The organism is Sphingomonas sp. DC1600-2, from assembly GCF_049897605.1.
GTDB lineage: Bacteria > Pseudomonadota > Alphaproteobacteria > Sphingomonadales > Sphingomonadaceae > Sphingomonas.
Genome location: NZ_JAFCWO010000002.1, coordinates 255,348 through 281,176 on the forward strand (window position 1 = coordinate 255,348; position 25,829 = coordinate 281,176).

At 65.6% G+C, this 25,829-nt stretch carries 27 protein-coding genes and 1 tRNA gene; 11 read left to right on the forward strand and 17 right to left on the reverse strand.

What is annotated here, in order from left to right; all coding sequences use genetic code 11:
* Positions 1–39: 39 nt before the first annotated feature.
* Genes ACP7BL_RS04620 through ACP7BL_RS04635 form a run of 4 tightly spaced genes read right to left on the reverse strand, consistent with a single transcriptional unit; the run spans position 40 to position 4,965 of the window.
* The gene (locus ACP7BL_RS04620; RefSeq protein ID WP_426257748.1) at positions 40–2,124 is read right to left on the reverse strand and encodes a prolyl oligopeptidase family serine peptidase; all 2,085 of its coding nucleotides are present in this window, start codon (positions 2,122–2,124) and stop codon (positions 40–42) included.
* A gap of 52 nt (positions 2,125–2,176) precedes the next feature.
* Positions 2,177–2,734 carry a DUF2497 domain-containing protein gene (locus tag ACP7BL_RS04625; protein ID WP_249340817.1) on the reverse strand — a complete coding sequence of 186 codons (558 nt, stop codon included), beginning with the start codon at positions 2,732–2,734 and terminating at the stop codon, positions 2,177–2,179.
* Between the two features lie 33 nt (positions 2,735–2,767).
* Positions 2,768–4,279 carry a TolC family outer membrane protein gene (locus tag ACP7BL_RS04630; RefSeq protein ID WP_426257749.1) on the reverse strand — a complete coding sequence of 504 codons (1,512 nt, stop codon included), beginning with the start codon at positions 4,277–4,279 and terminating at the stop codon, positions 2,768–2,770.
* 20 nt (positions 4,280–4,299) lie between these two features.
* Entirely contained in the window at positions 4,300–4,965 is a 666-nt protein-coding gene (locus tag ACP7BL_RS04635) for a protein-L-isoaspartate O-methyltransferase family protein (protein WP_426257750.1), read from the reverse strand.
* A 175-nt stretch (positions 4,966–5,140) separates the two neighbouring features.
* On the opposite strand from ACP7BL_RS04635, the gene ACP7BL_RS04640 reads away from it, so the two are divergent.
* From ACP7BL_RS04640 to ACP7BL_RS04655, 4 genes are all read left to right on the forward strand, one after another.
* Positions 5,141–5,214 (forward strand) — tRNA-Cys (locus ACP7BL_RS04640).
* Between the two features lie 114 nt (positions 5,215–5,328).
* Positions 5,329–5,742, forward strand: coding sequence for a DUF2946 family protein (locus ACP7BL_RS04645; protein WP_033963932.1), 414 nt, complete (start codon positions 5,329–5,331; stop codon positions 5,740–5,742).
* Positions 5,743–5,842: 100 nt separating this feature from the next.
* Positions 5,843–8,206, forward strand: coding sequence for a TonB-dependent receptor family protein (locus tag ACP7BL_RS04650; RefSeq protein WP_426257751.1), 2,364 nt, complete (start codon positions 5,843–5,845; stop codon positions 8,204–8,206).
* Between the two features lie 10 nt (positions 8,207–8,216).
* On the forward strand, positions 8,217–9,566 hold the full coding sequence (locus ACP7BL_RS04655) for a PepSY-associated TM helix domain-containing protein (RefSeq protein WP_426257752.1): 1,350 nt from the start codon (positions 8,217–8,219) through the stop codon (positions 9,564–9,566).
* On the opposite strand, the gene ACP7BL_RS04660 is transcribed toward ACP7BL_RS04655, so the two are convergent.
* Complete coding sequence (locus ACP7BL_RS04660; RefSeq protein WP_126849144.1) at positions 9,552–9,950, reverse strand: (deoxy)nucleoside triphosphate pyrophosphohydrolase; 399 nt, start codon at positions 9,948–9,950, stop codon at positions 9,552–9,554. The two genes, ACP7BL_RS04655 and ACP7BL_RS04660, sit on opposite strands and share 15 nt — an antisense overlap.
* A gap of 100 nt (positions 9,951–10,050) precedes the next feature.
* On the opposite strand from ACP7BL_RS04660, the gene ACP7BL_RS04665 reads away from it, so the two are divergent.
* Entirely contained in the window at positions 10,051–10,236 is a 186-nt protein-coding gene (locus tag ACP7BL_RS04665; RefSeq protein WP_033963935.1) for a Flp family type IVb pilin, read from the forward strand.
* A 130-nt stretch (positions 10,237–10,366) separates the two neighbouring features.
* Positions 10,367–10,534 carry a Flp family type IVb pilin gene (locus ACP7BL_RS04670; protein WP_010403444.1) on the forward strand — a complete coding sequence of 56 codons (168 nt, stop codon included), beginning with the start codon at positions 10,367–10,369 and terminating at the stop codon, positions 10,532–10,534.
* Positions 10,535–10,644: 110 nt separating this feature from the next.
* On the opposite strand, the gene ACP7BL_RS04675 is transcribed toward ACP7BL_RS04670, so the two are convergent.
* From ACP7BL_RS04675 to ACP7BL_RS04690, 4 genes are read right to left on the reverse strand one after another with little or no spacing between them, the layout of a single operon-like run.
* On the reverse strand, positions 10,645–11,592 hold the full coding sequence (locus tag ACP7BL_RS04675) for an acetyl-CoA carboxylase carboxyltransferase subunit alpha (RefSeq protein WP_033963936.1): 948 nt from the start codon (positions 11,590–11,592) through the stop codon (positions 10,645–10,647).
* A 12-nt stretch (positions 11,593–11,604) separates the two neighbouring features.
* Positions 11,605–12,552, reverse strand: a complete 948-nt coding sequence (locus ACP7BL_RS04680) for a tyrosine-type recombinase/integrase (RefSeq protein WP_426257753.1) — start codon at positions 12,550–12,552, stop codon at positions 11,605–11,607.
* Positions 12,549–14,390, reverse strand: a complete 1,842-nt coding sequence (locus ACP7BL_RS04685; RefSeq protein WP_126849134.1) for a hypothetical protein — start codon at positions 14,388–14,390, stop codon at positions 12,549–12,551. The genes ACP7BL_RS04680 and ACP7BL_RS04685 overlap by 4 nt, the downstream gene beginning before the upstream one ends.
* A 4-nt stretch (positions 14,391–14,394) precedes the next feature.
* Positions 14,395–14,532: a hypothetical protein gene (locus ACP7BL_RS04690; protein ID WP_171010473.1), complete on the reverse strand. Its 138-nt coding sequence runs from the start codon at positions 14,530–14,532 to the stop codon at positions 14,395–14,397.
* Between the two features lie 87 nt (positions 14,533–14,619).
* Between ACP7BL_RS04690 and ACP7BL_RS04695 the strand changes: the two genes are divergently transcribed.
* Genes ACP7BL_RS04695 through ACP7BL_RS04705 form a run of 3 tightly spaced genes read left to right on the forward strand, consistent with a single transcriptional unit; the run spans position 14,620 to position 16,421 of the window.
* Positions 14,620–15,174: a shikimate kinase gene (locus tag ACP7BL_RS04695; RefSeq protein WP_052192154.1), complete on the forward strand. Its 555-nt coding sequence runs from the start codon at positions 14,620–14,622 to the stop codon at positions 15,172–15,174.
* Positions 15,171–16,268, forward strand: a complete 1,098-nt coding sequence (aroB, locus tag ACP7BL_RS04700; RefSeq protein ID WP_426257754.1) for a 3-dehydroquinate synthase — start codon at positions 15,171–15,173, stop codon at positions 16,266–16,268. Before ACP7BL_RS04695 ends, aroB begins: the two co-directional genes overlap by 4 nt.
* Positions 16,269–16,421 (forward strand): DUF2256 domain-containing protein, encoded by a 153-nt coding sequence (locus ACP7BL_RS04705; RefSeq protein WP_426257755.1) that lies wholly within the window; start codon positions 16,269–16,271, stop codon positions 16,419–16,421. It abuts the gene before it with no gap.
* On the opposite strand, the gene ACP7BL_RS04710 is transcribed toward ACP7BL_RS04705, so the two are convergent.
* The 6 genes from ACP7BL_RS04710 to radA form a co-directional block, all read right to left on the reverse strand.
* Positions 16,408–17,658, reverse strand: coding sequence for an MFS transporter (locus ACP7BL_RS04710; RefSeq protein WP_426257756.1), 1,251 nt, complete (start codon positions 17,656–17,658; stop codon positions 16,408–16,410). The genes ACP7BL_RS04705 and ACP7BL_RS04710 overlap by 14 nt on opposite strands.
* A gap of 394 nt (positions 17,659–18,052) precedes the next feature.
* Positions 18,053–18,388 (reverse strand): DUF423 domain-containing protein, encoded by a 336-nt coding sequence (locus tag ACP7BL_RS04715; protein WP_426257757.1) that lies wholly within the window; start codon positions 18,386–18,388, stop codon positions 18,053–18,055.
* Positions 18,385–20,142, reverse strand: a complete 1,758-nt coding sequence (locus ACP7BL_RS04720; protein ID WP_126849128.1) for a cation:proton antiporter — start codon at positions 20,140–20,142, stop codon at positions 18,385–18,387. Before ACP7BL_RS04720 ends, ACP7BL_RS04715 begins: the two co-directional genes overlap by 4 nt.
* A complete protein-coding gene (locus ACP7BL_RS04725; RefSeq protein WP_033963975.1) occupies positions 20,139–20,573 on the reverse strand; it encodes an iron-sulfur cluster assembly scaffold protein in 435 nt (144 codons plus the stop codon). The genes ACP7BL_RS04720 and ACP7BL_RS04725 overlap by 4 nt, the downstream gene beginning before the upstream one ends.
* An 88-nt stretch (positions 20,574–20,661) precedes the next feature.
* Positions 20,662–21,219 (reverse strand): CvpA family protein, encoded by a 558-nt coding sequence (locus tag ACP7BL_RS04730; protein ID WP_033963942.1) that lies wholly within the window; start codon positions 21,217–21,219, stop codon positions 20,662–20,664.
* Positions 21,220–21,491: 272 nt separating this feature from the next.
* Positions 21,492–22,862, reverse strand: coding sequence for a DNA repair protein RadA (gene radA / locus ACP7BL_RS04735; RefSeq protein WP_209515300.1), 1,371 nt, complete (start codon positions 22,860–22,862; stop codon positions 21,492–21,494).
* Between the two features lie 173 nt (positions 22,863–23,035).
* Here radA and ACP7BL_RS04740 point away from each other — a divergent pair, with 173 nt between their 5' ends.
* A complete protein-coding gene (locus tag ACP7BL_RS04740) occupies positions 23,036–23,584 on the forward strand; it encodes a hypothetical protein (protein ID WP_209515303.1) in 549 nt (182 codons plus the stop codon).
* On the opposite strand, the gene ACP7BL_RS04745 is transcribed toward ACP7BL_RS04740, so the two are convergent.
* Positions 23,585–24,289, reverse strand: a complete 705-nt coding sequence (locus ACP7BL_RS04745; protein ID WP_426257758.1) for a glutathione binding-like protein — start codon at positions 24,287–24,289, stop codon at positions 23,585–23,587.
* Between the two features lie 66 nt (positions 24,290–24,355).
* Here ACP7BL_RS04745 and ACP7BL_RS04750 point away from each other — a divergent pair, with 66 nt between their 5' ends.
* Positions 24,356–25,504, forward strand: coding sequence for a glycosyltransferase family 4 protein (locus tag ACP7BL_RS04750; protein ID WP_010403467.1), 1,149 nt, complete (start codon positions 24,356–24,358; stop codon positions 25,502–25,504).
* Positions 25,505–25,513: 9 nt separating this feature from the next.
* Here the strand turns inward: ACP7BL_RS04750 and ACP7BL_RS04755 are convergent, their stop codons facing one another.
* A complete protein-coding gene (locus ACP7BL_RS04755) occupies positions 25,514–25,828 on the reverse strand; it encodes a DUF2218 domain-containing protein (protein ID WP_426257759.1) in 315 nt (104 codons plus the stop codon).
* Position 25,829 lies beyond the last annotated feature (1 nt).

Sequence of the window (25,829 nt, forward strand, 5' to 3'; positions counted from 1 at the left end):
CGGGACGCCACCCGGGGACCGGATTCTCAAGCGAGCGTGTCAGCCGCCGGTCTTGCCAGATTTCCCTACCAGCGGCGGTTGCACGGCGGCAGGGGCGGTCCATGTGTTCATCCACCCGAGCACCTGCTTATACCATTGGCGGCTCTCGCGCGGCTTCAGCACCCAATGGCTGCCGCCCGGGAACACCACCAGCCGCGAGGGAATGTCGCGCCGCTGGAGCGCCGTGAACGCGGCGATGCCCTGCGTATAGGGAATGCGGTAATCGCCTTCGCTGGTGATGACGAGCTGCGGCGTTTTCCATGCGGTCACATGGTTCACCGGGTTCCACTTCTCGAACGCGGCAGGATCCTCATAATATGGATGGCCGCCATGTTCCCATTCGTCGAACCACAGTTCTTCGGTTTCGTACGCCATGGCGCGGGCATCGAACACGCCGTCATGCTGCACGATGCACTTGAAGCGATCGGGCCAGTTGCCCTCGATCCAGTTCATCATATAGCCGCCATAAGAGGCCCCCAGCGCACAGGCATTGTCCGCGTCGAGCCACGCAAACTTGTCGGTCGCGGCCTTCAGCCCGGCTTTCAGATCCTCCAGCGGCCAGCCGCCCCAATTGTTGCGGATCGCATCGGTGAAGCCCTGCCCGTAGCCGGTCGAGCCATGGAAATCGACCGCGACCAGGCCATAGCCAGCGCCCGCAAACACCGCCGGATTCCAACGATACGACCAGCTATTGTTGCTCGACCCTTGGGGCCCGCCATGCACCATGAACGCGATCGGCACCTTGCCGGTGCTGCCCGCAGGCTTCACCGCATAGCCCCAGACCGTATCGTTATTGGCCCCGGCGAAGCTGAACTTGGTGACGCTCGGCATCTCGACATCGGCCAGCTTGGCGGCATTGACCGAGGTCAGCCGTACCGAACTCTTGCCGGTCAGGCGGTAGAAATCGTCGGGCGCGGTCAGCGAATTCATCGCATACACCACGCCGGTTGGCGTCGGCACCACGGCCGAGACACTGCCCGCCCCGGTCAGCCGCGCGACCGCGCCGGTTACGGGCGAGACCGACCAGATCGGCGTTTCCTGCGTATCCTCGGCGGTGACGAAAATCGTCTTGCTGTCGGGGCTCCACGCGATCGAGGCCACCGAGCGATCCCAGCCTTCGGTCAGCGCGCGCACTGCGCCGCTCTTCAGGTCCCGCAGCATCAGCACTTGCCGATCAGCCTCATAGCCCGGCCGCTTCATCGCGAACCACGCGAGATACTTGCCGTCGGGTGACGTGGTCGGGAGATTGTCCATCCCGTCATTGGCATCGGTAAGATTGACCGGCGCAGCCGACCCATCCGCAGGTGCCGCGAAAATATCGAGATTGGTCGACAGCGGCTCGATCCGACCGGCCTCGCGCAACGCGAAATACACGATCTTGCCATCCGCGCTCCACGACACTTCCTCGCCGCCGCCAAACGGCTTGGACGGGGCGTCCCCAACCAGCTTGCCTTCGATCGGTAAGCCGTTGCCCGTCGCGCCCGCTGCCGTCAGCGGCAGGACGAACAGTTGCGAGCGCGTGCCATCGGCCCAGCTCGCCCAATGCCGCACGAACATCTGGTCATAAGTGCGACCATTGCCGGCATTGGCATCCCGCTTGATCATCGCCGGTTCGAGGCTGGGCGCGCCCGGCAAGCGATCGGCCCATATCAGCAATTTGTCGTCCTGCGGCGAGACCTTGAAGCCGCCCATCCCGCCCTTGAAATGGGTCAGCTGCAGCGGCGCGCCACCCGCGATGCCGATCGACCAGACCGCATCCTCGCCGCCCTTGTCGGACTGGAAATACACGGTCTTGCCGTCATGCGAGAATTGCGGCGCAGTCTCGTTGACGTCGGCCTCGGCGATCAGTTTTTCCGGGGCGGCACCTTTGCGCGTCAAATCGAGCCGCCACAGATCGAAGCGACCGCCATCGATGGTCAGGTCGGTCTCGCGCTGCTGCCACACCAGCCAATGCCCATCGGGCGAAACGGCTGGAGCGGAGACGCGCGACAGCGTGGACACATCGTCGATCGTCAGTTGGCGGGCGACCGCAGGCGCGGCAACGAAAGCGGCCGTCAAAGCGGTCGCAGCAAGCAGTGTTTTCATGAACGCAGGTTACAGCAGAACCGCGCGGCCGCTGCAATCACCGCCGGACGGCTTATTTGCCGGTAATGCGGTCGATTTCCTTGGCCACCATCGTCTCGACGATCGCGGGCAGATTGGCATCGAGCCAGTCGCGCAACATCGGGCGCAGCATATCGCGAACCATGCCTTCCAACGTGTCCGATCCGCTGACCTCGGGCTTGACCACCAGCCGCGACAGCACATCCAGCGGCCCGCGCGAGGCTTCGGCGGTGCGCGGTGAAACAATCGACTCGGGCGCGGGCGTTTCAGGCACCGGCTTTGCCGCGACGGGCGGCGGCGCGCGAACGGGTTCGGGGGCTGGCTCCGGCACGAGTTCCTCCCTGGTCACGGCCCGGGCGATCCGCGCCGATTGTGGGTAATTCTCGGGCTGAGGACGGCGGTCGAGCTCGGGGGCCGGTTGGCTCAACTCGAGAATTTCGTCGTCACTAAAAGGGGTTGGCTCGGATCGCGCGGGCAAAGCACGCGCCGGTCGCTTGGCACGCGCCGGGGCCGCGTCATTCTCTTCCGCGATGATCCGCTTGATCGATGAGAGGATGTCCTCCATCGATGGCTCCGCGCTCAAATCCCCCATCGACAACCCCTGAAAAGTGCGTCGATCCGCCGGTTAGCGGTTCTTCGTTGCTTCACCTGCGGTAATTGGAGCACTTCTGTCAACTGGCGCGTCCAGAATCGGATCGAGCGGGCGGGTGACCTTGGCGTCTTGCGGGCGAGTCGCGTTGGTCCGCGTGCCGGTAACTGCGGGATCGGGATCCGACGAAAAGTCCGAAATCCGGCCGCGCACGCTCTTATAATGCGCCACCGGATCGTAGAGCGGGCCGCCGTCAAGGCCAAGACTGCGCGCCTCGGCCCGCCCCATCGCCGCCAGCAGTGCAAAGCCCGCGACATAGGCATCACGCCGCGCCGTCACCAAGGTGACCTGCGAGTTGAGCAATTCCTGCTCGGCATTCAGAATATCCAGAATGGTGCGGTTGCCGACGCTGTTTTCGGCGCGCACACCTTCCAGCGACAATTTGTTGGCGTTGACCGCCACTTCGCTCGACGTAATCACCTCGAGCGAGGACTTCCAGACAGCATAAGCCGACCGCGCTTGCGAGATGACGCCACGCTCGGTCTCGGTAACGCGCTCGATCGCCTGCAAGCGCGCATCCTGCGCCTGCCGGATCTGCGCGGCAGGGCGTCCGCCCTGGTACAGCGGCAACGTCAGCCCCAGACCGACGGTCGAGGATGTGCCCGTCTGGCCAATCGCTACGCCGGTGCCTGACCCGAGCGATCCGAGATAATTGTAATAATTGCCACCGACGTTGACGCTGACCTTGGGCAAGCGATTCGAGCGCGCTACGCCAATGTCATACCCTGCGGCTTCGCTCGCTTTGGCGGCCGCCAACAGCGTCGGATTGTCCTTCAACGCCACGTCCACCGCAGTATCGGGATCGGCGGGAAGATTGGGAAGCGCCGGTGGCGGCTCAAGCGCGTCGGGCGCAGTGCCGACGAAGCGGATATAACTTTCCCGGCTGGAAATCAGCCGCGCCTGCGCCGTTTCAAGCTGCCCGCGAGCGATGGCGAGACGGGCTTCAGACTGCGCGACGTCGGTCCGGGTAAGATCCCCCACCTGAAACCGGTCACGGCTGGCCTGCAGATTGACCTCAAGCACCTTCACATTCTGGGTATTGAGGCCGACGATCGCTTCATCGCGGATCACGTCCATATAGGCCCCCACGACCGTGGTGAACAAATCGGACTCGGTCCCGCGCAAGCTCAACTGGCCGCCTTCGACCCTGGTTTGCGCAGCCCGCACGCTGTTGCGCACCGCGCCACCCGCATAGAGCGGCACCGACAAAGTCGCGCTCGCCGTGCCGCTACGGTCCGGCGACACGAAGCTGTTCGAGGATTTGACGACGTTTTCGGTATAGGCGCTTTGCAAGGTGACGGCAGGAAGCGCCTGCGACCGCGCGATCGGCACATTTTCGTCGTTTGAGCGCACATTGGCGCGCTGCGCGGCGAGCGTCGGGTTGGTGTTATACGCCTTGACCAGCGCCTCGCGCAGCGTCTCCGCAGAAAGCGGGGTTGCCGCAAGCCCGAGCAGCGCAACGCCAGCCAGTAGGTGTATCGATCGCATGGGTCGCGGGTCTTTTCTGCTTAGAACGTGAAAGTGCGCGGCTGCGCAAAGCCGGGAAGCGGCACGCATTCAATGTCGGCAAAGGCGAGCAGGCCGAAGCCGCCCGAGCTGCGCCGACCGGCGGCGAGGCGGGTTACGCCGCGATCGACGATCCCGGCCACCGCACGCCCGCCAATCGCGACTTGCTCGACCAGGGCATCGGACACGCCTTCGACCGCGCCATCGATCACCAGCACGTCATAGGGCGCGCCAGCGGCATGGCCGTTTTCCAGCGGCCCTTCGACCAGCGTGACATTCGCAATCCCGGCCAGCGCGGCGCGGGCATGGGTGGCGAGCGCCGGATCGCATTCGACCGCGACGACCGACGCCACCAATTCTGCAAGCACCGCAGCGGTATAGCCGCCCGCCGCACCGATCAGCAGCACGCGGTCGGTGGGGAGCAATTCCGCCTGGGTCAGCAAGCGCCCGGTGGCGATCGGCACGTTCTGCGCGCGGCCGTGCCCCAGCGGTACGGCGGTATCGCGATACGCGAGCGCCGCCACCTCGCTCGGCAGGAATGCCTCGCGCGGGACCGAGTCCATCGCCGCGACGACGCGCGCATCGCTGACGGCATTGGTACGAAGCTGGCTTGCCACCATTGCATGGCGCATCGCGAGCATATCCGAATCGTGCGTATTCAAATTCATCGTGCCACCCTTGTCGGACACCCGGTTTTGCACAACTGTTGTAGCTGTGCAATACACTAGTTGAGAGTGCTCACCTCTATCGTGGCGAACCGGGTTCGCCAAGCGACGCGTATCGGCATTTTTGCAAGCGCGTGGTTGACAGCGGGCGCGGACGCTTGCATCTGCGCCGCTCTTCGGCCCGATGGCGGAGTGGTGACGCAGAGGACTGCAAATCCTTGCACCCGGGTTCGATTCCCGGTCGGGCCTCCACAACAGCTTCCAGCGACGCACGCAGCGGTCCTGGTGCAGCGGATTTCCAACAGGCCGCGATAGAGACATTTTGCCCGCGTGACATAGCGAACAGCGCGCCATAAAGCGTCGATCGTGCAACCGTTCCGCGATCATATCCAGCAACATCGCGTCCTTGCGGCCTGGCTGCTGGCGTTTGCGCTGCTGCTGAAAGTCGTCGTGCCCAGCGGGTACATGCTGGACACGTCGCAGGGTACGATTCGCATTGCGATCTGCTCGGGCATGGGCCCGATGAAGACGATGGCGATGGCAATGCCCGGCATGGACCACTCAGTATCGCAAAAGCATCAAAAGGACGGCGAGAAAGCCGATCAGCCCTGCGCCTTTGCCGGCCTGAACGCGCATTCGGTTGCGGCGACCGACCCGATCCTGCTCGCACTCGCCATCGCTTTTGTGATGGCGCTCGTCTCGCGCCGGATCGCGCCGCCGCTGGTCGGCCTGCGCCTGCATCTCCGTCCCCCGCTGCGCGGACCACCTGCCACCCTGTGACGATCGATAGAGCCGCGACGCGCTGAGCAAGCGCCGTCGCGACGGACGTGCATGGCCCACCGCCGCGCGCCCGCTACCAGCGTTTACAGGGGATTTTTTCGTGCGCCTTCCATCAACGTTTCTCGCGGCGTCGATCGCCGCGCTTGCCGCTGCGTCGGCGTCCGCTCAGACCGGCACCGACACGCGACGCCAGGAATTGCTGCGCCAACGCGCGGCGATCGACGCCGAACTGCAGCGCCTCGACACGCCCGCAAAGACCCCGGAAAGCCAGCCGAATCGAGCGGGCACCGCATCGACATCCCCCGACGACATCATCGTCACCGGGCGCGCGTTGACGCTGACGACCAAGGTCGCGGGCCAGACCGACACCACCATCACCAACGCCGCGTTCCGCAACACGCCCGCGACGACCATCGCCGACATCGTCAAACTCTCCCCCGGCGTCACCGTCATTGGCGGCAATGGCCCACGCGACGTTGGCGTCTCGATCCGCGGTTCGAACGCCCGCAACAGCTTTGGCGCGCGTAACATCCAGGTGTTCGAGGATGATTTTCCCGTCACCCAGCCCGACGGCCTCGCCCGGTTCGATCTGACCGACCCGCATGCTTATGGCGCGGTCGACGTCGTGCGCGGCCCGTCCTCGGCGCGCTATGGCAATTATGCCGTCGAAGGGGCGATCAACTTCCGCACGCGGCGTGGACGCGACCTGCAAGGCGTCGAGGCCGGAGTCGATGGCGGCAGCTATGGCTATCTCAACACGTACGCCACGCTGGGCCATGCTGGACCCGGCTATGAATATGCGGTGTTCGGCAGCTTTGCCCGCGCGGATGGTGCGACCGGCCATACCGGCTACCAGACCGGCACGATCAACGCGCTGGCGACCTTTGCCCTGTCGGATCGCGACCGCGTCACCGGCAAGGTGATTTACAATGAAGGCGAGTTCCGCCTGTCCACGCGGCTGTCCTTCAACCAATATCTCGCCAATCCGTACCAGCAAGGATGCGATCAGGCGGCGACCGCCGCCGCAGGCTGCGGCACGATCTCGGTGCTGGCAAATGGCATCAACGGCACCCGCATCGCCCAGACGGCGAGCGAGGGCGATCTCGCGCGCAACGACCGCCGGACCATTGTCGGTGCGCGCTATGAGCATGACTTTTCCGCTGGCACGACCTGGCGCACGCAAGCGACTTTCGACAGCCGTGTGGTGTTTCAGCCGACCAGCGCCACGCCGTTTCGCGGCACGCTCAACAGCTACAATCTGAGCTCCGACGTCACCGCGCACAGCCAGATATTGGGCATGGATGCGCTGAGCTTTATCGGGATCTTCTACAACTATCTCGACGGGCAGAATTACTCCTTCAACAAGACGCCTGCAGGCCGCAACGGCATTGGCGCGACGACGCAAACGGTGTTCGGTGGTGTGCGCAATATGGGGGTTCGCGCCCGCGAGGAATTGGCGCTGGCCAAGGATCTGCAGCTCATCCTTGGCATTGGTTATGAGCATTCGAAGATCGACATGCGCCAGACCAACTACACCTATCCCGTCGGTGCCAATCCGACGCTCAACAACATCCCGGCGATTCGCGATTTCGACAATGTCGCGCCTGAGGCGTCGCTGGTGTGGCAGGCACTTCCCGCCCTGCGGCTCCACACCCGTGTCGGCACGGCCTACGGCATTCCGCAGTCGGGCCAGCTGTTCGTGACGACGGCAGGCGTCGCCGGCAACAATATCGACCTCAAGACGCAGACCAGCACCGGCGTCGACGTTGGCGCGGAGCTGTCGCTCGGCGACACTCTCAAGGCCGAAGTAGCGGGTTATTATGAGTGGTTCCGCAACGAACAGGTCAGCCAGTCGGCGGGCGTCAATCTGTTGTCCTACACCACCAACGTCCCGCGTTCGATCCATCGCGGGGTGGAGGTCGGCGTCAACTGGAAGCCCCTGCCCGCGCTCCTGCCCGGCGGCTACGTCCAGGCGACCTACAGCTATAACGACCAACGCTATACCAGCTATGTCGAGCGGCTGACCTCGGGGGCGGTGTCCGCCGCGTTCGACCGCGCCGACAACCGCATTCCGGGGGTGATCCCGACCTTCGCCAATGGGCGACTGGGCTATGACCAGCCGCACGGTGTCTTTGCCGGGTTGGGCGGCTTTGCCGAGGTGACCTACCGCTCGCGCTATTTCATCGACAATGCCAATCTGTTGCGCATTCCGGGCTACACGCTGATCAATCTCAACCTGCATTACGATCCCCCCGCAGCGTCGGGCTGGTGGTCGCGTCTGTCCTTCTACGCATCGGTGCAAAATCTGGCCGACAAGACCTATGTCGGATCGGCGTCGATCATCTCGGACAGCCTGAGCCCTACGGGGGCACAAAACCCCGCCTCGGTGCTGATGGGCACCACCGGATCGGTGTATGCGGGCCAGCCGCGCACCGTCTATGTCGGCCTGAAGGGCCGGTTCTGAGGAGGATGTGATGGCCACTCCCGCCCGCCCGCAACTCAGCTATAACGCCGTCTGGCGCTGGCATTTCTATGCCGGTGTGTTTTGCGTTCCCTTTGTGATCTGGCTGGCGCTGACCGGCACGATCTATCTGTGGAAACCGCAGATCGAGGCGTGGCTGGACCAGCCCTATTCGCACCTGCCGACCACCGGGCGGACGGCGTCGCCCGATGCGCAGGTCGCCGCAGCCCTCCGCGCGGTGCCGGGATCGACGCTGCACAAATATGTGCTGCCCGAGCAACCGGACGAGGCCGTGAATATCCTCGTCACCAAGGACCATCAGGATCAACGCGCCTATGTCGATCCGCGTTCACTCGCTGTCCTCAGCGTCGTCAGCGAGGAGCAGCGGCCGATGCGGCTGATCTTCCATCTGCACGGCGAATTGCTGGCGGGTGCGTTCGGCAGTTATCTGGTGGAGATCGCCGCCTGCTGGACGATCGTGATGTTGCTGACCGGCCTGTATCTGTGGTGGCCGCGCGGGCGATCGGGTTTGGCGGGGGTGCTGTATCCCCGCCTGCTGGGCGGACGTCGGGTGTTCTGGCGTGATCTTCACGCCGTTTCAGGTATTTGGGTGTCTCTGTTCGCGCTCGCGCTGATCGTGACCGGGCTGCCCTGGGCCAAGGGATGGGGCAGCTATCTCACCGAAATCCGACAACTTACCGGCACCGCGCGCGGGCCGGTCGACTGGACGATCGGCGGCAAGCCACCGCAGGCCGAAGCGATGTCGGGAGACCATGCCGGACATGGCGGCATGGCGATGCCGCGCGCGCCAATCGTGTCGGGCGAACTCGCGCGCGTCATCGGAGTGGTGCGACCGCTCGCGGTGGCACCACCGGTGCTGATCGCGCCGCCGATGCGGCCGGGCGACCCCTGGACGGCAGCGTCCGACGCGGCGAACCGACCATTACGTAGCACGGTGAAGATTGACGGTCGCACGGGCACCGTCATCAGTCGCGAAGGCTTTGCGCAGCGCCACTGGATCGATCAAACGATCGGCTACGGTGTTGCAGGGCACGAGGGCGCGCTGTTCGGCCTAGCAAATCAACTACTTGGCACCGTTACCGCGCTGTTGCTGGTGGTGCTGGCGGGGTCGGGCGTGGTGATGTGGTGGCGACGACGGCATGTTGGCCTGGGCGCGCCGATCGCGCTGTCCCGCCCGCGCCTTGGGGCGGGACTGGCCATCGCCATCCTCGCCCTGGCCTTATACCTGCCCTTGTTCGGCCTGACCCTTATAGCCGTGCTGGTTGCCGAAAGGGTTGTGGGGCGATGGATGCCCGGCCCCGCCATCTGGCTTGGACTGCGGGCAAGCCTAGCCCCGCGCTAACGCAGTCTCCAGGGCCGGGATAAATGGCAAATCGGCCGGGGGCATCTCCAGCCCCCGCAGGTCGGCGGGGGCGTGCCACGCGATCGCCGTCGCGTCGAGCGCCTGCGGCTCGCCTGTCCAAACCCGACACACGTAGAGCAAGAGCAGCAAATGCCGGTCGGCAAGCGGTGCGCTGGCGAAGGTGAGCGGCGCGAGCGCGGTCGGCGCGACCACGACGCCCAGTTCCTCCTCCAGCTCGCGCACCAACGCCGCCTCGGGCGTTTCACCGGCTTCCACCTTGCCGCCGGGAAACTCCCACAAGCCCGCCAATGCTTTTCCCGGTGGTCGGCGCTGCACAAGCACCCGCCCCGCACCGTCCACCAGGGCGGCGGCCACGACCAGCATCACGAGCGCCGCTCCGATGTAATGAGATTGTTAGGCATATCGTAACCCACCTGTTTTAGAGATCGGGAACCAGCAGCTGTTTCGGTGGCCTCGAACTCCTATGATCCTCGACACGCTGAAAAAGCTCCTGGGAGATCGCCGCGGTGCCACAGCAGTCGAATATGGTCTTATTGTCGCGCTGATCGTGATTGCGATGGTCACCGCGCTAACCCAGCTCGCCAATTCCACCACCACCATGTGGGGCAACGTCAGCACCAAGGTCTCGGCGGCCACCGCTGGCGTTTAGAGTCGCCCGCCCGACAAAGTTCCGTCGGGCTTAAACCTTTTTCAACTCTGCCTCCCTAGACTCGGCAGCGTTGGTCCGGTTTTTCCGGCCCGACCGGGTACTGAAGCTTTCACCAACGGAGACCGCAATCATGAAGACCATCCGCAATTTCATCAAGAATTCCAAGGGCGCGACCGCCATCGAATACGGCCTGATCGCAGCACTCATTGCCGTCGCCGCGATCGCCGCGATGCAGGGTCTGGGCACGCAACTGAACAAGACCTTCACCAACGTCACGACCAACATGAAGGCTTCGTAAGACTCTTACGAACTCCTCTAATATGCCAGGGCGGCGGAACTACGGTTCCGTCGCCCTTTCATTTGCCTCACGACCGAATATCAACCCTGGCGGCCGCGATCGCGCCCGCGTTAAAGTCGGCCCATCGCCAGAAATTTTGCACGTCGGGACCGGCGCAGCTCGGCGGGGCTCTGGCCATCAAGGTTCGACAAGGCCGCGTCGATCGCATTGCCCAGCGCCGCGATGGCCGCGCCCGGGTTGCGTTGCGCACCGCCCAACGGCTCGGGCACGATCGTATCGATGACCCCGAGACCCTTCAGGTCCTGCGCAGTGACTTTCATCGCCTCGGCGGCATCGGCGGCTTTGTCCGCCGTGCGCCACAGGATCGACGCACAGCCTTCGGGCGAAATTACCGAATAGACGGCGTGTTCGAACATCAACACCGTATTGCCAGCCGCCAGCGCGATTGCGCCGCCCGAGCCACCCTCGCCCACCACCGCCGCCACCATCGGCACGCCAAGCGACAGGCACATTTCGGTCGACCGCGCGATCGCTTCGGCCTGGCCACGTTCCTCGGCCTGCACACCCGGAAACGCGCCCGAGGTATCGACCAAAGTTACCACCGGCAGGCCGAAACGATCGGCCAATTGCATCAGGCGAATCGCCTTGCGATAGCCCTCGGGCTTGCCCATGCCGAAATTGTGGCGCAGCCGACTGGCGGTATCGTCGCCCTTTTCATGGCCGATCACCAGTACGCGCCGCCCGCGCAGGGTAGCAAAACCGCCGAGGATCGCCTGGTCGTCGCCAAACGCACGGTCGCCCGCCAGCGGCAGGAAATCCTGAAATAGCCCCGCTACATAATGTTTGAAGTGCGGACGTTCGCCGTGGCGCGCGACCTGGGTCTTCTGCCAGGGCGTCAATTTGGCATAGGTGTCGCGCAGCAACTTGTCGGACTTCGCCTGCAGCCGCGCGACCTCCGCGTCGATGTCGACCGTGCCTTCGGCTGCGGTCTCGCGCAATTCGTCGATCCGCGCTTGCAGCTCGGCGATCGGTTTTTCGAAATCGAGGAAAGTTGCCATAAGTCGGGCCGGTTAAGCCCCGCGCTTCCTTGCGTCAACGCGTGCCGTAGCTTCGGCGAGCGGATGACGCGCATTGACCAGCTCGACCAGGCGGCTGGCATCGACATGCGTATAGATTTCGGTGGTCACAATATCGGCATGGCCGAGCATCGCCTGCAGCGCGCGGAGATCGGCTCCGCCCGCCAGCAAATGCGTGGCAAAGGCATGGCGCAGCACGTGCGGGCTGACGCGATCGGGGGGAATCCCGGCCTCCGCCGCCAGCGCTTTCAGGATCTGGTAGAGGCGAATGCGGCTCAAGTGCCCCTTGCCCGAGGGGAACAGCCACACGCTGTCCTCGGGCACCTGCAGCCGCCAGACCGCAACGGCTGCGCGCGCGCGATCCGACAGCGGCACCAGCCGCTCCTTGTCGCCCTTGCCGCGCAGGATCAGATAGGGCCGGTCGGGCGCAATAGCGCGGCGCGGGAGCGATACCAATTCGGTCGCGCGCAGCCCCGATCCGTACAATAGCTCGACCAACGCCGCCATGCGCAGGTCGTTGGGGTCGGCGGGGACGCGCGCGATCCGCTCGGCGATCGTGGCGAACAGACGGTCGATATCGGCATGGTCGAGCACCTTGGGCAAACCGCGCGATGCACCCGGGCGCGGCAAGGCAGCGCCGGGATCGTCCGCCCGCAACCCCTCATCCGCCAGAAACGCGAAAAAACGCCGCAGCGCCGCCGATTTGCGCGCTACGCTCGCCTTGGACAGGGCGAGCCATTCGCCACCCAGCCGGGCAAGGTCGTCAGGCGTGGCGCTGCTCAGCCGCCCGCCAAGCACATCCGATGCGAGCGCCAGATCGCTGCGATAGGCGGCGATCGTGTTCTTTGCCGCCCCGGCTTCCGCCGCCAGCATCTCGAGAAAGCGATCGATCAACGCGCGATCCTCGCGCGGCGAATCGGGCGCGCTGGGGCGCTCGGTCAAAGCCGCGAGATCGCCTCGACGGCGATCATCCGCGCCTCGCCCGACATGCCGACCGCGTGCAGTGCGGCCGTGATGTGATAGATCGCCTCGGGCGAGACGCCATGCCACTGCCGCGTCTGCATACCGATCGCCGCGAGCAGCACCACCGTGCCGGGCTCATGATCGCGCGCCGCCTTGGCGATCGAGCGCGTCCAGCTATTCTCCTGCGTTATTCGCAACCCCAGCCCTTGCGCGCCACGCTCGACTTCGGCACCCGACATCCGCCCTAGCCCCGCCATTGCGGCAAAGAACATCCGGCGCTTCAACCCCTCGGCATCGTTCGCCCCGGAATAGGCGCTGACGTCGCCATAATTCAGCGAGGGCATTGCCGGATCGACCAGCGTCAGCATCGCCCAGGCATTGCTGCCGCGTCCCGCTTTATCACGCCAGCGCAGTGCCGGAACATCCAGCCCGGCGCTCAGCATCGCGGCGACCAGTCGATCGATATCGGGCTGCTCCAGTGTCGTCGGAATGCGCGCGGCAGCCCCGGCAGTCAGCACCAGCCGGGCATAGCGGCCTTCGGCGGTCTTGGGTTCATCCCACAACCGCACCAGCGCATCGGCGCGCGCCTTGGCGTCCGGCCCCTCATAGGCCGCGCGCAGATCGCGCGCGATCCCGACCTCGGCACCCGTCTGATCGTCTCCCGCATCGATCGCGCTATAGAGATCGACCAGCGCCGCGCTCGACAGAATGCCACGCGCTGCGGCCAGCTCGGCCACGGCGGCGCGCACCCGCGGGTCCAGCGTCGGGGACAAAGCCCGCCAGCCCTGCACGGCAGGCGATGCGGTTGCCAGCAGCGACTCGGGGATCTCGACCCCGGTGGCAGTGGCCATGCCGTATCGCCAGGCGGTCAGGTGATCGACGCTGTCCCACTCGATCGTCACCGCCTGGCGTCCGCTTTGACCGGCACCCGCGACCTTTTGCGCCAGCAAAAAGTCGACGCCACCGGCAATTCCGGCCTTTCGCGCCTGCGCCAGCAACGGTTGCGCCCGCGCGGGCGTGCCAGACAGCCCCGCGCAAATCGCCCGCGCCATGATCCAGCCGCGTTCCTGGCCAAGCTCCGCCCCGGCCTCGGCCGCCGGGCATAACGCTGCCGCGTCTCCCGTCGCCAGCGCGGCCTGCATCGCCGCCTCGAACATCTTGGGCGTATAATCCTCGGTATCGACGGCTTGTGCCATCGCCCGCGCGGCCACGGATTCGCCCATACGCGTCAGCAACCACGATCGTTCCGCCGCGAAATCCGCACCGTTCACGCCGCGCGGGGTATCGACCCGCGCCATCAGCGCGCGGCGCAGCGCAATCGACACCCAGCGCGACGCGACCGGGGTGTTCAACCGTTGCATCAGCACTTCAAGGAAGCGGCCGTCGGCGCGGCCAAAGGCGTTCGGCCCCATCGCGCCCTCAGGCGGACCCGCGACACCGACGCGCGCCAGCGACCGGCGCGCGAACGATGGCATGTCGGCGCGCACGAAGGCGGCAAAGTCGGTCGGCGCGGGAGGCGTGGCGGCGGGGCTCGGCACAGTCGTCGGGGTCGCGTCGGGCGCTGAAAACCCTGCCGACGCGGCCGCTGGAGTCTGTGCGAGCGGCGGTGTAGCCGCTTGGCTCGGTTGCGCGGGGGCCTGCTGGACCGGCTTGGGCCGCGCCGCCGCCGGAGAAGGCGCGGGCGTAGGATCGCCAAAGCCGGGCGGCAGGATCGATTCGGGGCGTTGCTGCCCCAGCGCCGGTATTGCCAGCACCGCCGCGAGAGCGGTGCCGACGCGCAGCGCGATGGTCAGCTTGCGCGCGGTCGCGCCGGACACACCGCTACTTTTGGAGATTCGCAAGCGGGACGGCCTTTTCGACATGCTTCAGCGGCTTTTCGCGCGCGATCGAGGAGAGTCCGAACAGGACACCCACCAATACGACCACGATGACGAGGAGGATTACGAGCGAGCGGGACATGGGCCAAGACCTGTAACAGAACAATTTGGGCTGCGCCCGCAAGGCCTTTTGCCCGAGACGCCCGTGCGCTGTATAGCCCTCGCTTCGATGTTGCAAAGCCCAGCCCCCACCCCACCCCAATCGCCGAAATGGACCGGCCAGCCGATCGTGCTGGTTGGGCTGATGGGGGCTGGCAAATCCACCGTTGGCCGCCGCCTGGCGATGCGCCTCGGCCTGCCCTTCGTCGACGCCGATACCGAGATCGAAACGGCCGCCGGCATGTCGATCCCCGATATTTTCGATCGCTTCGGCGAAGCCTATTTTCGCGATGGCGAACGCCGGGTGATCGCGCGGCTGATGGAAGGCGAACGACGAGTGATCGCCACCGGCGGCGGCGCGTTCGTGGACCCGCAGACGCGCGCCGCGATCCTCGACCGGGGTTTTGCGGTGTGGCTCGATGCCAAGCCCTCAGTGCTGGTCGAGCGCGTCTCGCGCCGCGACACGCGCCCGCTGCTGCGCGGGCGCGATCCGCTTGCCGTGCTCGAAGAACTGGCGCGCGTCCGCAACCCGTTCTACGCGACCGCGCATCTCCGCGTCTCCAGCCACCGCGCGCCGCACGACGCAACCGTCAACGCCATCCTGAAAGCGCTCAACCAACCATGACGACCATTCCCGTTGCGCTGGGCGCGCGCAGTTACGATATCATCATCGAGGCCGGGCTGCTCGGCCGCGCTGTCGACTGGCTCGCGCCGCTGTCGCGCGGGCGGCGGATGGCGATCGTCACCGATGAGAACGTCCTGCCGCATTTGGCGACCGTGCAGGCCGCGCTGACTGCGGCAGGCGTAGCCAGCGAGGCGATCGTGCTGCCGCCGGGCGAATCGACCAAGAGCTGGGCGATGCTGGAGCAGCTGACCGACCGCTTGCTCGATCTTGGCGTGGAACGCGGCGACCATGTCGTGGCGCTGGGCGGCGGGGTGATTGGCGATCTCGTCGGTTTTGCGTGCAGCATCCTCAAGCGCGGTTGCGGCTTCGTGCAGATCCCGACGACCCTGCTCGCACAAGTCGATTCGTCGGTGGGTGGCAAAACCGCGATCAATTCCAGGGCCGGCAAGAACCTGATCGGCGCGTTCCATCAGCCCGCTCTGGTGTTGATCGACCCCAATGTGCTCGACACGCTGTCCGAGCGCCATGTCCGCGCGGGCTATGCCGAGGTCGTGAAATACGGCCTGATCGATGATCCCGACTTCTTCGCCTGGTGCGAAACCCATGCCGCCGCGCTGATCGCAGGCGATGCCGACGCGCGGCTTTATGCCATTGCGCATTCGGTCGCGGCCAAGGCGCGGATCGTCGCCGAGGACGAACGCGAGACGACCGGCGCGCGCGCCCTGCTCAACCTCGGCCACACCTTTGGGCATGCGCTGGAAGCCGAAGCGGGCTTTTCCGACCGGCTGCTCCACGGCGAAGGCGTCGCGGCCGGAATGGCGCTCGCCTTCGGCTATTCGGCGGCGCGCGGGCTTGCTCCACAAATCGATGCCGATCGCGTCGCAGCGCACCTCCGCGCGATCGGGCTGCCCGATGGCACGGCGGCGGCGGGGATCACCGCCAATGGCGAAACGCTGGTCGCGCACATGCTGCACGACAAGAAGATGGATGCGGGGACGCTGCCCTTCCTGCTCGCACGCGGGATTGGCGGCACTTTCCTCGACAAATCGGTCGATCTGGCGGACGTGCGCGCATTTCTGAATCGAGCGGCCTAAGTGCCGAACGGCGTCGCCAAGGCCAATCTGCCCGAAAAGACTTGCCCGGTCTGTCAGCGCCCGTTTGCATGGCGGAAAAAGTGGGCGCGCGATTGGGACAGCGTCGTTTACTGCTCCGAACGTTGCAAGCGCGCGCGGATCAGCGTCGCTTGAGCAAGGCCAGGCCGCCAAGGCTCAGCACGCCCGCCGCCACCAGATAAGCCCCGACCAGCCCCAGCCCACCCCGCGCGGCCAGGGCCTGCGCCGCGATCGGGGCAAGCGCGCCACCCAGGATTCCGCCGAGATTGAAGGTGATCGACACGCCGGTATAGCGTACCCCGGCGTCGAACAACGACGGCAGCCAGCCGCCGAGCGGGCCATAGGCAAAGCCCATCGCGAACAGCGACAGCGCCAGCCACGCGAACACCACCCACAAGGACGCAGACCCCAGCATCGTTCCCATCAGCAAGCCCGAGGCGACGCAGCCGACAAACCCCCAGCGCAGCATTGCGGTCGCACCGAACCGGTCGGCCAAGGTGCAGGAGACGATCACGCCCGCAGCTAGGAACAGGATCGCACCGAGTTCCAGCCCCAGAAACGCCTGCCGCCCATGGCCAAGCGTCGTAGTGCCGTAGCTGAGCGCAAACGCCGTCGTCAGATAGAAGAGCGCAAAACAGGCAACCACGCCGACCGTGCCCGCCACCGTCGCGCGCAGATGCAGGCGGAACAACTCGGCGATCGGGACTTTGGGCAAGGCATCGTGCGCAGCGGCTTCGCGGAAGGCAGGCGTCTCGGTCAGCTTCAAGCGCACCCACAGACCAAGCAGCACCAGCACCGCGCTCGCCAGAAACGGCACCCGCCAGCCCCAATCACGGAACTGTTGGTCGGTCAGCGTCGCCCCCAGCAGCAGGAAGAAACCATTGGCGGCGATGAACCCAACCGGCGCGCCGAGCGGCGGAAACATCCCCCAGCGATTTTCCTGGCCCTTGGGCGCATTCTCGACCGCAAGCAGCGACGCCCCGCCCCATTCGCCGCCGAGCCCGAGCCCCTGCCCAAAGCGCAACAGGCACAAGAGCGACGGGGCGACCCAGCCGATTTGCGCATAAGTCGGAAGGAAGGCGATCGCGACGGTCGAGCCGCCCATCAGCATCAGCGAGGCGACCAGCGTCGACTTGCGCCCCAAACGGTCGCCGAAATGCCCAAACACCGCCGCCCCCAACGGCCGGGCGAAGAAGGCGAGGCCGAAGCTCGCGTAAGAGGCCAGCAACTGCACCGCCGGATCGCCCGCCGGGAAGAAGAGCGGGCCGAACACCAAGGCGGCGGCGGTCGCGTAAATATAAAAATCGTAGAATTCGACCGAGGTGCCGATCAGGCTGGCGAGCAGGATGCGGCGGGTCGAGGCGCTGGTCATCCACGCTCCCTATCGCGCTTGTCTGTTCGTGTCGAAGGGGCGAATGAATAGCGCACCGTCACCCCGGCCTCGCGCCGGGGTCCACCGCGATACGAGACAATCGATCGCAGAGACCCTGTATGGTGGATGCCGGGACAAGCCCGGCATGACGTGGGAAGGTTGCCGTCGTTGCCGTCCCGTCGAACCGTCCGTCACACCGCCGGACGCGGCACACGCTTACCCTTGGTCCGGCTGGTCAAATGAAACGCCCCGCAGCGATCGCACCGATAGGGCCTGAGCACAAGATCACTCGCCTGTGCCAGCGACCGCGCCTCTTGCTCGGACCCGAATCGCCTTTTTCTTGCGCAAACGCTGAGCTTGGTGCGCGCCACTTAAAGGGCTCCTCGCGTCGGCGTCACACCGTCCGCGCCGCCGACCAGGCCAGCCACAGCCACCCGGCAATCAGCAACGCACCCCCGATCGGCGTCACCGCACCCAGCCAGCGGGGTGCGCCCAGCGCCATCACATACAGCGTTCCGGCGAATATCGCGCCGCCACCGATGAACAACCACGCCGGGCCGCGCACGTCCATCCGCCACGCCACCAACGCCACAACTGCGTGGATCAGTTGATAGTGCGCGCCGGTCTTCAGCCACTCGGCCGCCTGACCGCTTGCCCCATGCGCGCCGAACGCGCCCGCGCCGACCGCAATCGCGCCCGACAGCGCCGCCAGAAGGGCGATCCAGTTCATCCTGCCTGCTCCTCGCTCAGCCCGGCGCGTTGATCTTGCGTAATCATGATGCCACGCGCCGCGCGAATGTCGCCCGCCTCGGACTGCACGCGCAGACGTTCCTTGTCGTTGCGGCGATAAATGTCCTCGGTACGATCGATCTCGGCATGGTCCACGCCGATGCTCTCAAGCGCCATGCGCCCCATTTTCACCGCCGATTCGAGCACTTCGCGCACGACGCCATCGACCGGGGCACCCTTCAGCTTGATCACCGCGCGACGATCGAACGCGCGCACGTAGATTGACGCTTTGGGAAAGGCGTTGTGGACCCCGGTAACGAGATCAGGCGAAATCTGGTCGCCATCCATGCAGAACAGGATCAGCTCCGCCTCGCCCGCACCCGCCTGACGCAGCAAATCCAGCCGCGTTCCGTCACCATAATAGACCTTGGCCCCGAAATCGCTGGCGACATCGATCATCTCGATATCGGTGTCGATCAGCGTCACCGGCACGCCTTGCGCGATCAGCATTTGCGCCACCGTCTGGCCGAAGCGACCATAGCCGACGATCAGCGCATTGGCCCCGTCGGCCTTTGGGCCGTCACGCTCGCCCGCGACGACCGGCTCTTCGCGGATGCGCTTGGTAATCATCATCAGGAACGGCGTCGTCGCCATCGACAGCGTGACGATCGCGCCGAACAGGCTCGCCGCCTCGGGCGCGATCAGGAAGGCACGCTGCGCCTGGGCGAACAGCACGAAGCCGAACTCGCCACCCTGGCTGAGCAGCAGCCCGAGCGCGAGCGCGGCGCGCCACTTCATGCGAAAGGCCATACCGATGCCGAAGATGATCACCGCCTTGGTCGCGATCAGCGCCAGCGCCATGCCGATCACGAAGAACGGCCGCTCGGCGATCGCGTGCAAATCGAGCATCATGCCGACCGCGAGGAAAAACAGGCCGAGCAGGATGGAGCGGAACGGCTCGACATCGGCCTCCAGCTCATGCCGATACGGGCTGTCCGCCAGCATCACGCCCGCGACGAATGCGCCCAGTGCTGTCGACAGACCAAGCGCCTCCATGATCGCCGCCGCGGCCACCACCGTGAACAACGCGGCGAACACGAACATCTCGCGCTCCCCCAGATTGCCGATGATGCGGAACAGCGGGCGCAGCAGGAAGCGCCCGGCGAGCACCAGCCCGGCCACGGCGAGCACGGTCGACAGGAACAATTGCCAGCCCGGCGGGCCATGCGCGTCCGCCGGATTGCGCGACAGCACCGTCACCAGCGTGATCAGCGGCACGATCGACAAATCCTGGAACAGCAGGATCGAAAAGGCGCGCTCGCCAAAGGGCGTGCGCAGGCGCCCCGCCGATTGCAGCATCGGCAACACCTGCGCGGTCGAGGAAAGTGCGAGCGGCAACCCTAGCACCAACGCCGCCGACCAGGAGAAATGCACCGCCGCGACGAGGCCGGTGACCGCCAGCCCGCACAGCACCACCTGCAATAGCCCGAGCCCGAAGATTTCCTTCTTGAGCGCCCATAGCCGCGACGGATTGAGTTCCAGCCCGACGATGAACAACAGCAGCGTGATGCCGAGTTCGGCCACGCCGATCTTGGATTCGGCATTGCCGACCAGATGCAGCACTTGCGGCCCGACGACCGCGCCCGCGACGAGATAGCCGAGCGTCGCGCCGAGGCCGAAACGGCGGAAGATCAGGACGAAAACGAGCGCAAAGCCACCGAGGATGACGCCATCGAGCAGCAGCGATTCGTTCATGCCGGTGCCTTTGCGGCGGCAGCGGCGGCGGCTTCGGCGGCCGCTTCGAAGGCCAGTCGGATCGACGCGTGCCGCGCGCTGTGCGGCAGTGCAGGCGTGAACAATTCGAAGCCGGGCCAGTCGGGCAACGGCCCCTGCCCCGCGAGCCAGGCGGCCAGCGCATCGCGCGCAGCGGCGATCTCAGCGGCGGATTTGCCGATCACCGCCGCGCCCATCAGCGACGACGAGGCCTGACCCAGCGCACAGGCGCGCACCAGCAGACCGAGGTCGGATACGCGCCCCTCAGCATCGACATTGATATCCACCGTCACGCGGCTGCCGCAGATCGGCGAACGTTTTTCTGAGGTCGCCATTGGACTTGGCAAGCGCTGATGATGCGGAATGGTGGCGGCGAGCCGCAGGATTTCGGTGTTGTAGAGCGGCGCGTTCATGCAGCGGATGTAGGGCATGCCGGGGGATTCGTCACCCCGGCGATGGGATGTTCTGCGCCGCTTTGCGCGGCCAGGGACCGAGAAATCGCTACTCGCCCGCGCGATCGGAGTCGGCGACGTTCGCGCCATGCCCGAACACCGGCTCGCCCTTGCGGCGGCGATCGACGAAATCGGCGATGCTGGCGCTGGTGCTGTTGAGCAAAGGATAGACCTTGGCCGAGGTCAACCATTCGGGGCGATGCGCCGGGCCGCCGCTGACGGTGTCGGTCATCAGCACCACCAGCAGGAAAGCCAGGCTCGCGAGGATCAAGCCCTTGAGCGCGCCAAAGCCGAAGCCGAGCGCGCGATCGACCGGCCCCAGCACCGAATCGCGGGTACGGGCACCGATCGCCCGCGCAACCATGCGCCCGCCATAATACGTGCCGCCCGCCAGAATCGCGAAGGCGAGCACCGCCGCGCCCGTCGTCGTGCCGACCACGCCGGTCAACGCATGAGTCAGCGGGACATGGAACAGCTTGATCGCAAACACGATTCCGACCCAGGCGAACAGCGAAAGCACTTCGGTGACGAAGCCGCGCGTGATGCCGAGCGTGGCGGCACCGCCAACGGCGAGCAGGACCAATATGTCGAGGGCGGTAAGATGCATGGCGCGCGTCTTACAAGCGTGGGACGGTGGAAGTCGAGTGGGGTGCGGGCGTGTTGGGGGTTACGGGGTTTGGGGGAGTGCTTTCCTCAACCCGCTCGTTTCGAGCGTAGTCGAGAAAGAGCCACAAGCGCTGTGCCAGGTTTCTCGACTACGCTCGAAACGAACGGACGGAGAGCTACGGACAGGGAGCTACGGACAGGGCAGGGAGAGGATGCGACCAAGAGTCATTACGCTCCACCAGTGGAAGGCTTGTGGGAGGGCGCAACGCCCCCTCACCGCCCCAGCATATGCTCCACAAAGCTGGCCAGCGTGCCGAATCCGCTCAACTTCAACCCGCTCTTGTCGTCCGTCACCGCCGCGGGCAGCAGCGCGCGTTCGAAGCCGAGCTTGCCCGCCTCCTTCAAGCGCAGCGGACCGTGCGCGACCGGGCGGATTTCTCCGGACAAGGCCAGTTCGCCGAACACCACCGCATCGGCGGGCACCGGGCGTTCCGACAGCGCCGAGATGAGTGCCGCCGCCACCGCCAGATCGGCAGCCGGGTCCTGCACGCGGTAGCCACCCGCAATGTTGAGATAGACTTCGCTCGAGGAGAAACTGAGCCCGCAGCGCGCCTCCAGCACCGCCAGCACCATGGCGAGACGCCCGCTGTCCCAGCCGACCACCGCCCGCCTGGGCGTCGCGCCGCTCGCCAAGCGCACGACCAGCGCCTGAATCTCGACCAATACCGGCCGCGTGCCTTCCAGCGCGGGGAACACCGTCGTGCCGGTCATGCCTTCCTCGCGCTGGGTGAGGAACAAGGCGCTGGGGTTGGAGACTTCGGCCAGCCCTTCCGCCACCATCGCGAACACGCCGATCTCGTCGGTGCCGCCAAAGCGGTTCTTGATCGCGCGCAGGATGCGATATTGGTGGCTGCGCTCGCCTTCGAAGCTCAGCACGGTATCGACCATATGTTCGAGCACGCGCGGGCCGGCGATGCTGCCGTCCTTGGTGACATGGCCGACCAGCACCACCGCAGTGCCGCGTTCCTTGGCGAAGCGGATCAATTCCTGCGCCGAGGCGCGCACCTGGCTGACGGTGCCCGGCGCCCCCTCGATCAAATCGCTATGCATCGTCTGGATCGAATCGATCACCAGCAAGGCAGGCGGCGTCGCCTGGCCGAGCGTGGTGAGAATGTCGCGCGTCGAGGACGCCGCCGCCAGCATCACCGGCGCATGGCCGAGCCCGAGCCGCCGCGCGCGCAAACGCACCTGATCGGCCGCTTCCTCGCCCGAGACATAGGCGACTGGCAGCCCGGCCAGCGCCATCTTCGCGGCCGCTTGCAGGAGCAGCGTCGATTTGCCGATGCCGGGATCGCCGCCGATCAGGGTAGCGGACCCTTCGACGAACCCGCCGCCGAGCGCGCGATCAAGCTCGGCAATGCCGGTGGCGAGCCGATCGGGTAGCGAGATTTCGGCATCAAGGCTGACGAGCTGAAACGCGCGCCCGCCGCCCTGCAGATTATGCTTGGCCTGGAACGGGGTGACGGTGGCGGGGGCTTCCTCGACCAGCGTGTTCCATTCCCCGCAATCGGCGCATTGCCCCTGCCAGCGGTGCGACACCGATCCGCAGGCCTGACAGACGTAGCGCTTTTGGAGTTTTGCCATGAGCGGCGATGTAGCAACACCGGAACGAGAGGGGAACAAATTTCGTTGTGGGTCGTGTCGTCCACCCGCCCGGCGCACGCGTTTTTCACGGAATCGGGACGCCGCCTTGTTAGCGCGCGAGTCGCGGGGCTGACCGTCGAGCACGACCCCGCGCCGGGAACAGGGGAAGCACAATGGATTCGGCAACGGCGATTACGCGCGCGCGCAGCGGGCTTGGCAAGAAGACCGAATATAAGAGCCCCGGCACCATGCCATCCTTCGCCGCCGCGACCATCCCTTCCAATGGCAAGCTCGATTGCAGCGGCTTTGTCTATTGGAGCATCCGCTTCCCGTCGGTTCCGCCGCAATCGCGCATCGTCAACCACCCGTTGTACAAGAAGATCAATGGCGGCTGGTTCGAGACCACCGCGATCCACGCCGATGGTCTATCCTCAACCGGCTATTTTCGCGCCTTGCCGGAGCCGGTTGTCGGCAGCTTCCTGGTCTACCCAGATTATACCGGCACCGATGGCCGGACGCATGATGGCCATATCGGCATCGTCACCGCGCTGGATACGACCCAGCATGGCATCGCGCGGGTGAAGGCGATCATTCACTGCTCGCTCGGCGGATGGCACCAGCACGGGGACGCGGTCCAGGAGACCGCACCCGCGCCGTGGCTCGCCCACAACAACGCAATTGCTGTGTGGTATGAAGGCTTTTCGGACGCGCCGTCGGCCTGACTACCCCCGCGCCGGGATCGCCAGACCGCGCTGCACCGCCGGGCGCGCGAGGCCGCGTTCGAGCCACGCCTTTACGTGCGTGAACTGGTCGAAGCCGACCAGCTCGCCCGCGCCGTAAAAGTCGACCAGGCCGTTCACCCAGCCGAGCATCGAGATATCGGCGATCGTATAGTCATCGCCCAGGAACCAGGTCTTGTCCGCCAATACGCGGTCCATCACGCCCAGAATGCGCTTGGCCTCGGCCACGTAACGATCGCGCGGGCGCTTATCCTCAAAGTCCTTGCCCGCGAACTTCACGAAGAAGCCGACCTGGCCGAACATCGGGCCAACCCCACCCATTTGGAACATCACCCACTGGATCGCCTGCCAGCGCGCAGCGGGATCGCTGGGGAGGAACTTGCCGGTCTTTTCCGCCAGATAGAGCAGGATCGCGCCGGATTCGAACAAAGCGAGCGGCTTGCCGCCGGGCCCATCGGGGTCGAGGATCGCGGGGATCTTGCCATTGGGGTTGAGCGATTCGAAGGCGGGGCTGTGCTGGTCGTCCTTGGCGAAATCGACCAGATGCGGGTCATACGCCAGCCCCGTCTCTTCCAGCATGATCGACACTTTCACACCATTGGGCGTGGGGAGCGAATAGAGTTGCAGCCGGTCAGGATGAGCGGCGGGCCAGCGTTGTGTGATCGGAAAGGCGGAAAGGTCGGTCATCGGCGCAAAAACTCCTTTGACGCGAGAGATAGTCATCCGGCGATAGCTTCGCTATGGCCCGGCACGATGGAAGCGTCCGATCTCCGCGTAGCCCTGTTCAGCGGCAATTATAACTATACCCGTGATGGTGCCAACCAGACCCTCAACCTCTTGGTCGGCTATCTGCTTAGTCGCGGCGTGAAGGTGCGAATCTATGCACCGACAAGCCGCACCCCAGCATTCCCGCCGACCGGCGACCTGGTCAGCGCGCCATCGATCAAGATCCCGCTGCGCGGCGAATACAAGCTCACGCGCGGCATGGGCAATCGCGTGCGGCGCGATCTCGATGCGTTCGCCCCCAACATGATCCACGTTTCGGCACCGGACCGCCTGGGGCACAAGGCGCTCAATTATGCCGAAAAGCATAACATCGCCCGGGTCGCTTCGTACCATACGCGGTTCGAGACCTATATGAGCTATTACGGCCTGGGGTTTCTGGTGCCGCCGATGATCGGCATTCAAAAGCGCTTCTACAGCCGCGTCGATGAAGTGCTCGCACCCAGCCAGGTGATGGGCGAGATTTTGCGCGAATGGGGGGTGCCCACCCCGGTGACGCGCTGGTCGCGCGGGGTGAACCACGATCGCTTCAACCCCGCGCAGCGCGACCTCGCCTGGCGGCGGGGCCTCGGCATCGGCGATGACGAAGTTGCGGTCGGCTTTCTGGGGCGCCTGGTCAAAGAAAAGGGACTGGATGTCTTCGCCGCAGCCCTCCGCACGCTCAAGGCGCGCGGCGTCAAGCACAAGACGCTGGTGATTGGCGAAGGCCCGGCACGCGACTGGTTCGCGCAGGAAGTGCCCGATGCGGTGTTCGCGGGCTATCTGACCGGCGATGATCTGGGCAAGGCGGTCGCGTCGATGGACGTGTTTTTCAATCCCAGCGTGACCGAGACCTTCGGCAATGTGACGCTTGAGGCCATGGCTGCGGGCGTACCCGTCGTGGCCGCGCGCGCCAGTGGCGCCGTCGGCCTGATCGCCGACGGCGTGACCGGGTTGATCGTGCCGCCGACAGACATCGAAGGCTATGCCGACGCCCTGCAGCGCTTCTGCGAAGACCATGGCTTTCGCAGCACCGCCGGAGCCGCCGGTCATGCCGAAGCCGCGACCTATCAGTGGGAACGCATCAACCAGACGGTGCTCGACACCTATTTGAAGGTGCTCGCCCGCCGCGCCGCATGACGCGCGCGTTCAGCGCCACTCATAAGCGAGCGGTGCCTCGCGAAAGGCGAAGCGATCGACATGGCGCGCGACCGCGCCTTGCAACGCTTCGAGCTGTTCGACGGCGCTAGCCTCGATCCGAACCAAAAGAGCATCGGGTTCGGCATCGAAGGTGACGGTGGCATCGCCCGGGAAATTGGCCCCGCGCGCATCCTTTGGGAACACGATCGTGCCGTGCTCCGGGGTGAAGACCACCGCCAGATTGTGCTCCCAATGCTTGCAGGTTTGCTGAAGGTACTTGCTCGCATGCGCGGTCGGCACGCGTGCGGTTGTGCTCAGGGTCATA

Excerpts from the sequence above, each read along its gene's own strand:
- ACP7BL_RS04620 (WP_426257748.1), bottom strand. The coding sequence starts at position 2,124 with ATGAAAACACTGCTTGCTGCGACCGCTTTGACGGCCGCTTTCGTTGCC.
- ACP7BL_RS04625 (WP_249340817.1), bottom strand. The coding sequence starts at position 2,734 with ATGGGGGATTTGAGCGCGGAGCCATCGATGGAGGACATCCTCTCATCG.
- ACP7BL_RS04630 (WP_426257749.1), bottom strand. The coding sequence starts at position 4,279 with ATGCGATCGATACACCTACTGGCTGGCGTTGCGCTGCTCGGGCTTGCG.
- ACP7BL_RS04635 (WP_426257750.1), bottom strand. The coding sequence starts at position 4,965 with ATGAATTTGAATACGCACGATTCGGATATGCTCGCGATGCGCCATGCA.
- ACP7BL_RS04655 (WP_426257752.1), top strand. The coding sequence starts at position 8,217 with ATGGCCACTCCCGCCCGCCCGCAACTCAGCTATAACGCCGTCTGGCGC.
- ACP7BL_RS04660 (WP_126849144.1), bottom strand. The coding sequence starts at position 9,950 with ATGCTGGTCGTGGCCGCCGCCCTGGTGGACGGTGCGGGGCGGGTGCTT.
- ACP7BL_RS04665 (WP_033963935.1), top strand. The coding sequence starts at position 10,051 with ATGATCCTCGACACGCTGAAAAAGCTCCTGGGAGATCGCCGCGGTGCC.
- ACP7BL_RS04670 (WP_010403444.1), top strand. The coding sequence starts at position 10,367 with ATGAAGACCATCCGCAATTTCATCAAGAATTCCAAGGGCGCGACCGCC.
- ACP7BL_RS04675 (WP_033963936.1), bottom strand. The coding sequence starts at position 11,592 with ATGGCAACTTTCCTCGATTTCGAAAAACCGATCGCCGAGCTGCAAGCG.
- ACP7BL_RS04690 (WP_171010473.1), bottom strand. The coding sequence starts at position 14,532 with ATGTCCCGCTCGCTCGTAATCCTCCTCGTCATCGTGGTCGTATTGGTG.
- ACP7BL_RS04695 (WP_052192154.1), top strand. The coding sequence starts at position 14,620 with ATGTTGCAAAGCCCAGCCCCCACCCCACCCCAATCGCCGAAATGGACC.
- aroB (WP_426257754.1), top strand. The coding sequence starts at position 15,171 with ATGACGACCATTCCCGTTGCGCTGGGCGCGCGCAGTTACGATATCATC.
- ACP7BL_RS04710 (WP_426257756.1), bottom strand. The coding sequence starts at position 17,658 with ATGACCAGCGCCTCGACCCGCCGCATCCTGCTCGCCAGCCTGATCGGC.
- ACP7BL_RS04715 (WP_426257757.1), bottom strand. The coding sequence starts at position 18,388 with ATGAACTGGATCGCCCTTCTGGCGGCGCTGTCGGGCGCGATTGCGGTC.
- ACP7BL_RS04720 (WP_126849128.1), bottom strand. The coding sequence starts at position 20,142 with ATGAACGAATCGCTGCTGCTCGATGGCGTCATCCTCGGTGGCTTTGCG.
- ACP7BL_RS04725 (WP_033963975.1), bottom strand. The coding sequence starts at position 20,573 with ATGAACGCGCCGCTCTACAACACCGAAATCCTGCGGCTCGCCGCCACC.
- ACP7BL_RS04730 (WP_033963942.1), bottom strand. The coding sequence starts at position 21,219 with ATGCATCTTACCGCCCTCGACATATTGGTCCTGCTCGCCGTTGGCGGT.
- radA (WP_209515300.1), bottom strand. The coding sequence starts at position 22,862 with ATGGCAAAACTCCAAAAGCGCTACGTCTGTCAGGCCTGCGGATCGGTG.
- ACP7BL_RS04740 (WP_209515303.1), top strand. The coding sequence starts at position 23,036 with ATGGATTCGGCAACGGCGATTACGCGCGCGCGCAGCGGGCTTGGCAAG.
- ACP7BL_RS04745 (WP_426257758.1), bottom strand. The coding sequence starts at position 24,289 with ATGACCGACCTTTCCGCCTTTCCGATCACACAACGCTGGCCCGCCGCT.
- ACP7BL_RS04750 (WP_010403467.1), top strand. The coding sequence starts at position 24,356 with ATGGAAGCGTCCGATCTCCGCGTAGCCCTGTTCAGCGGCAATTATAAC.
- ACP7BL_RS04755 (WP_426257759.1), bottom strand. The coding sequence starts at position 25,828 with ATGACCCTGAGCACAACCGCACGCGTGCCGACCGCGCATGCGAGCAAG.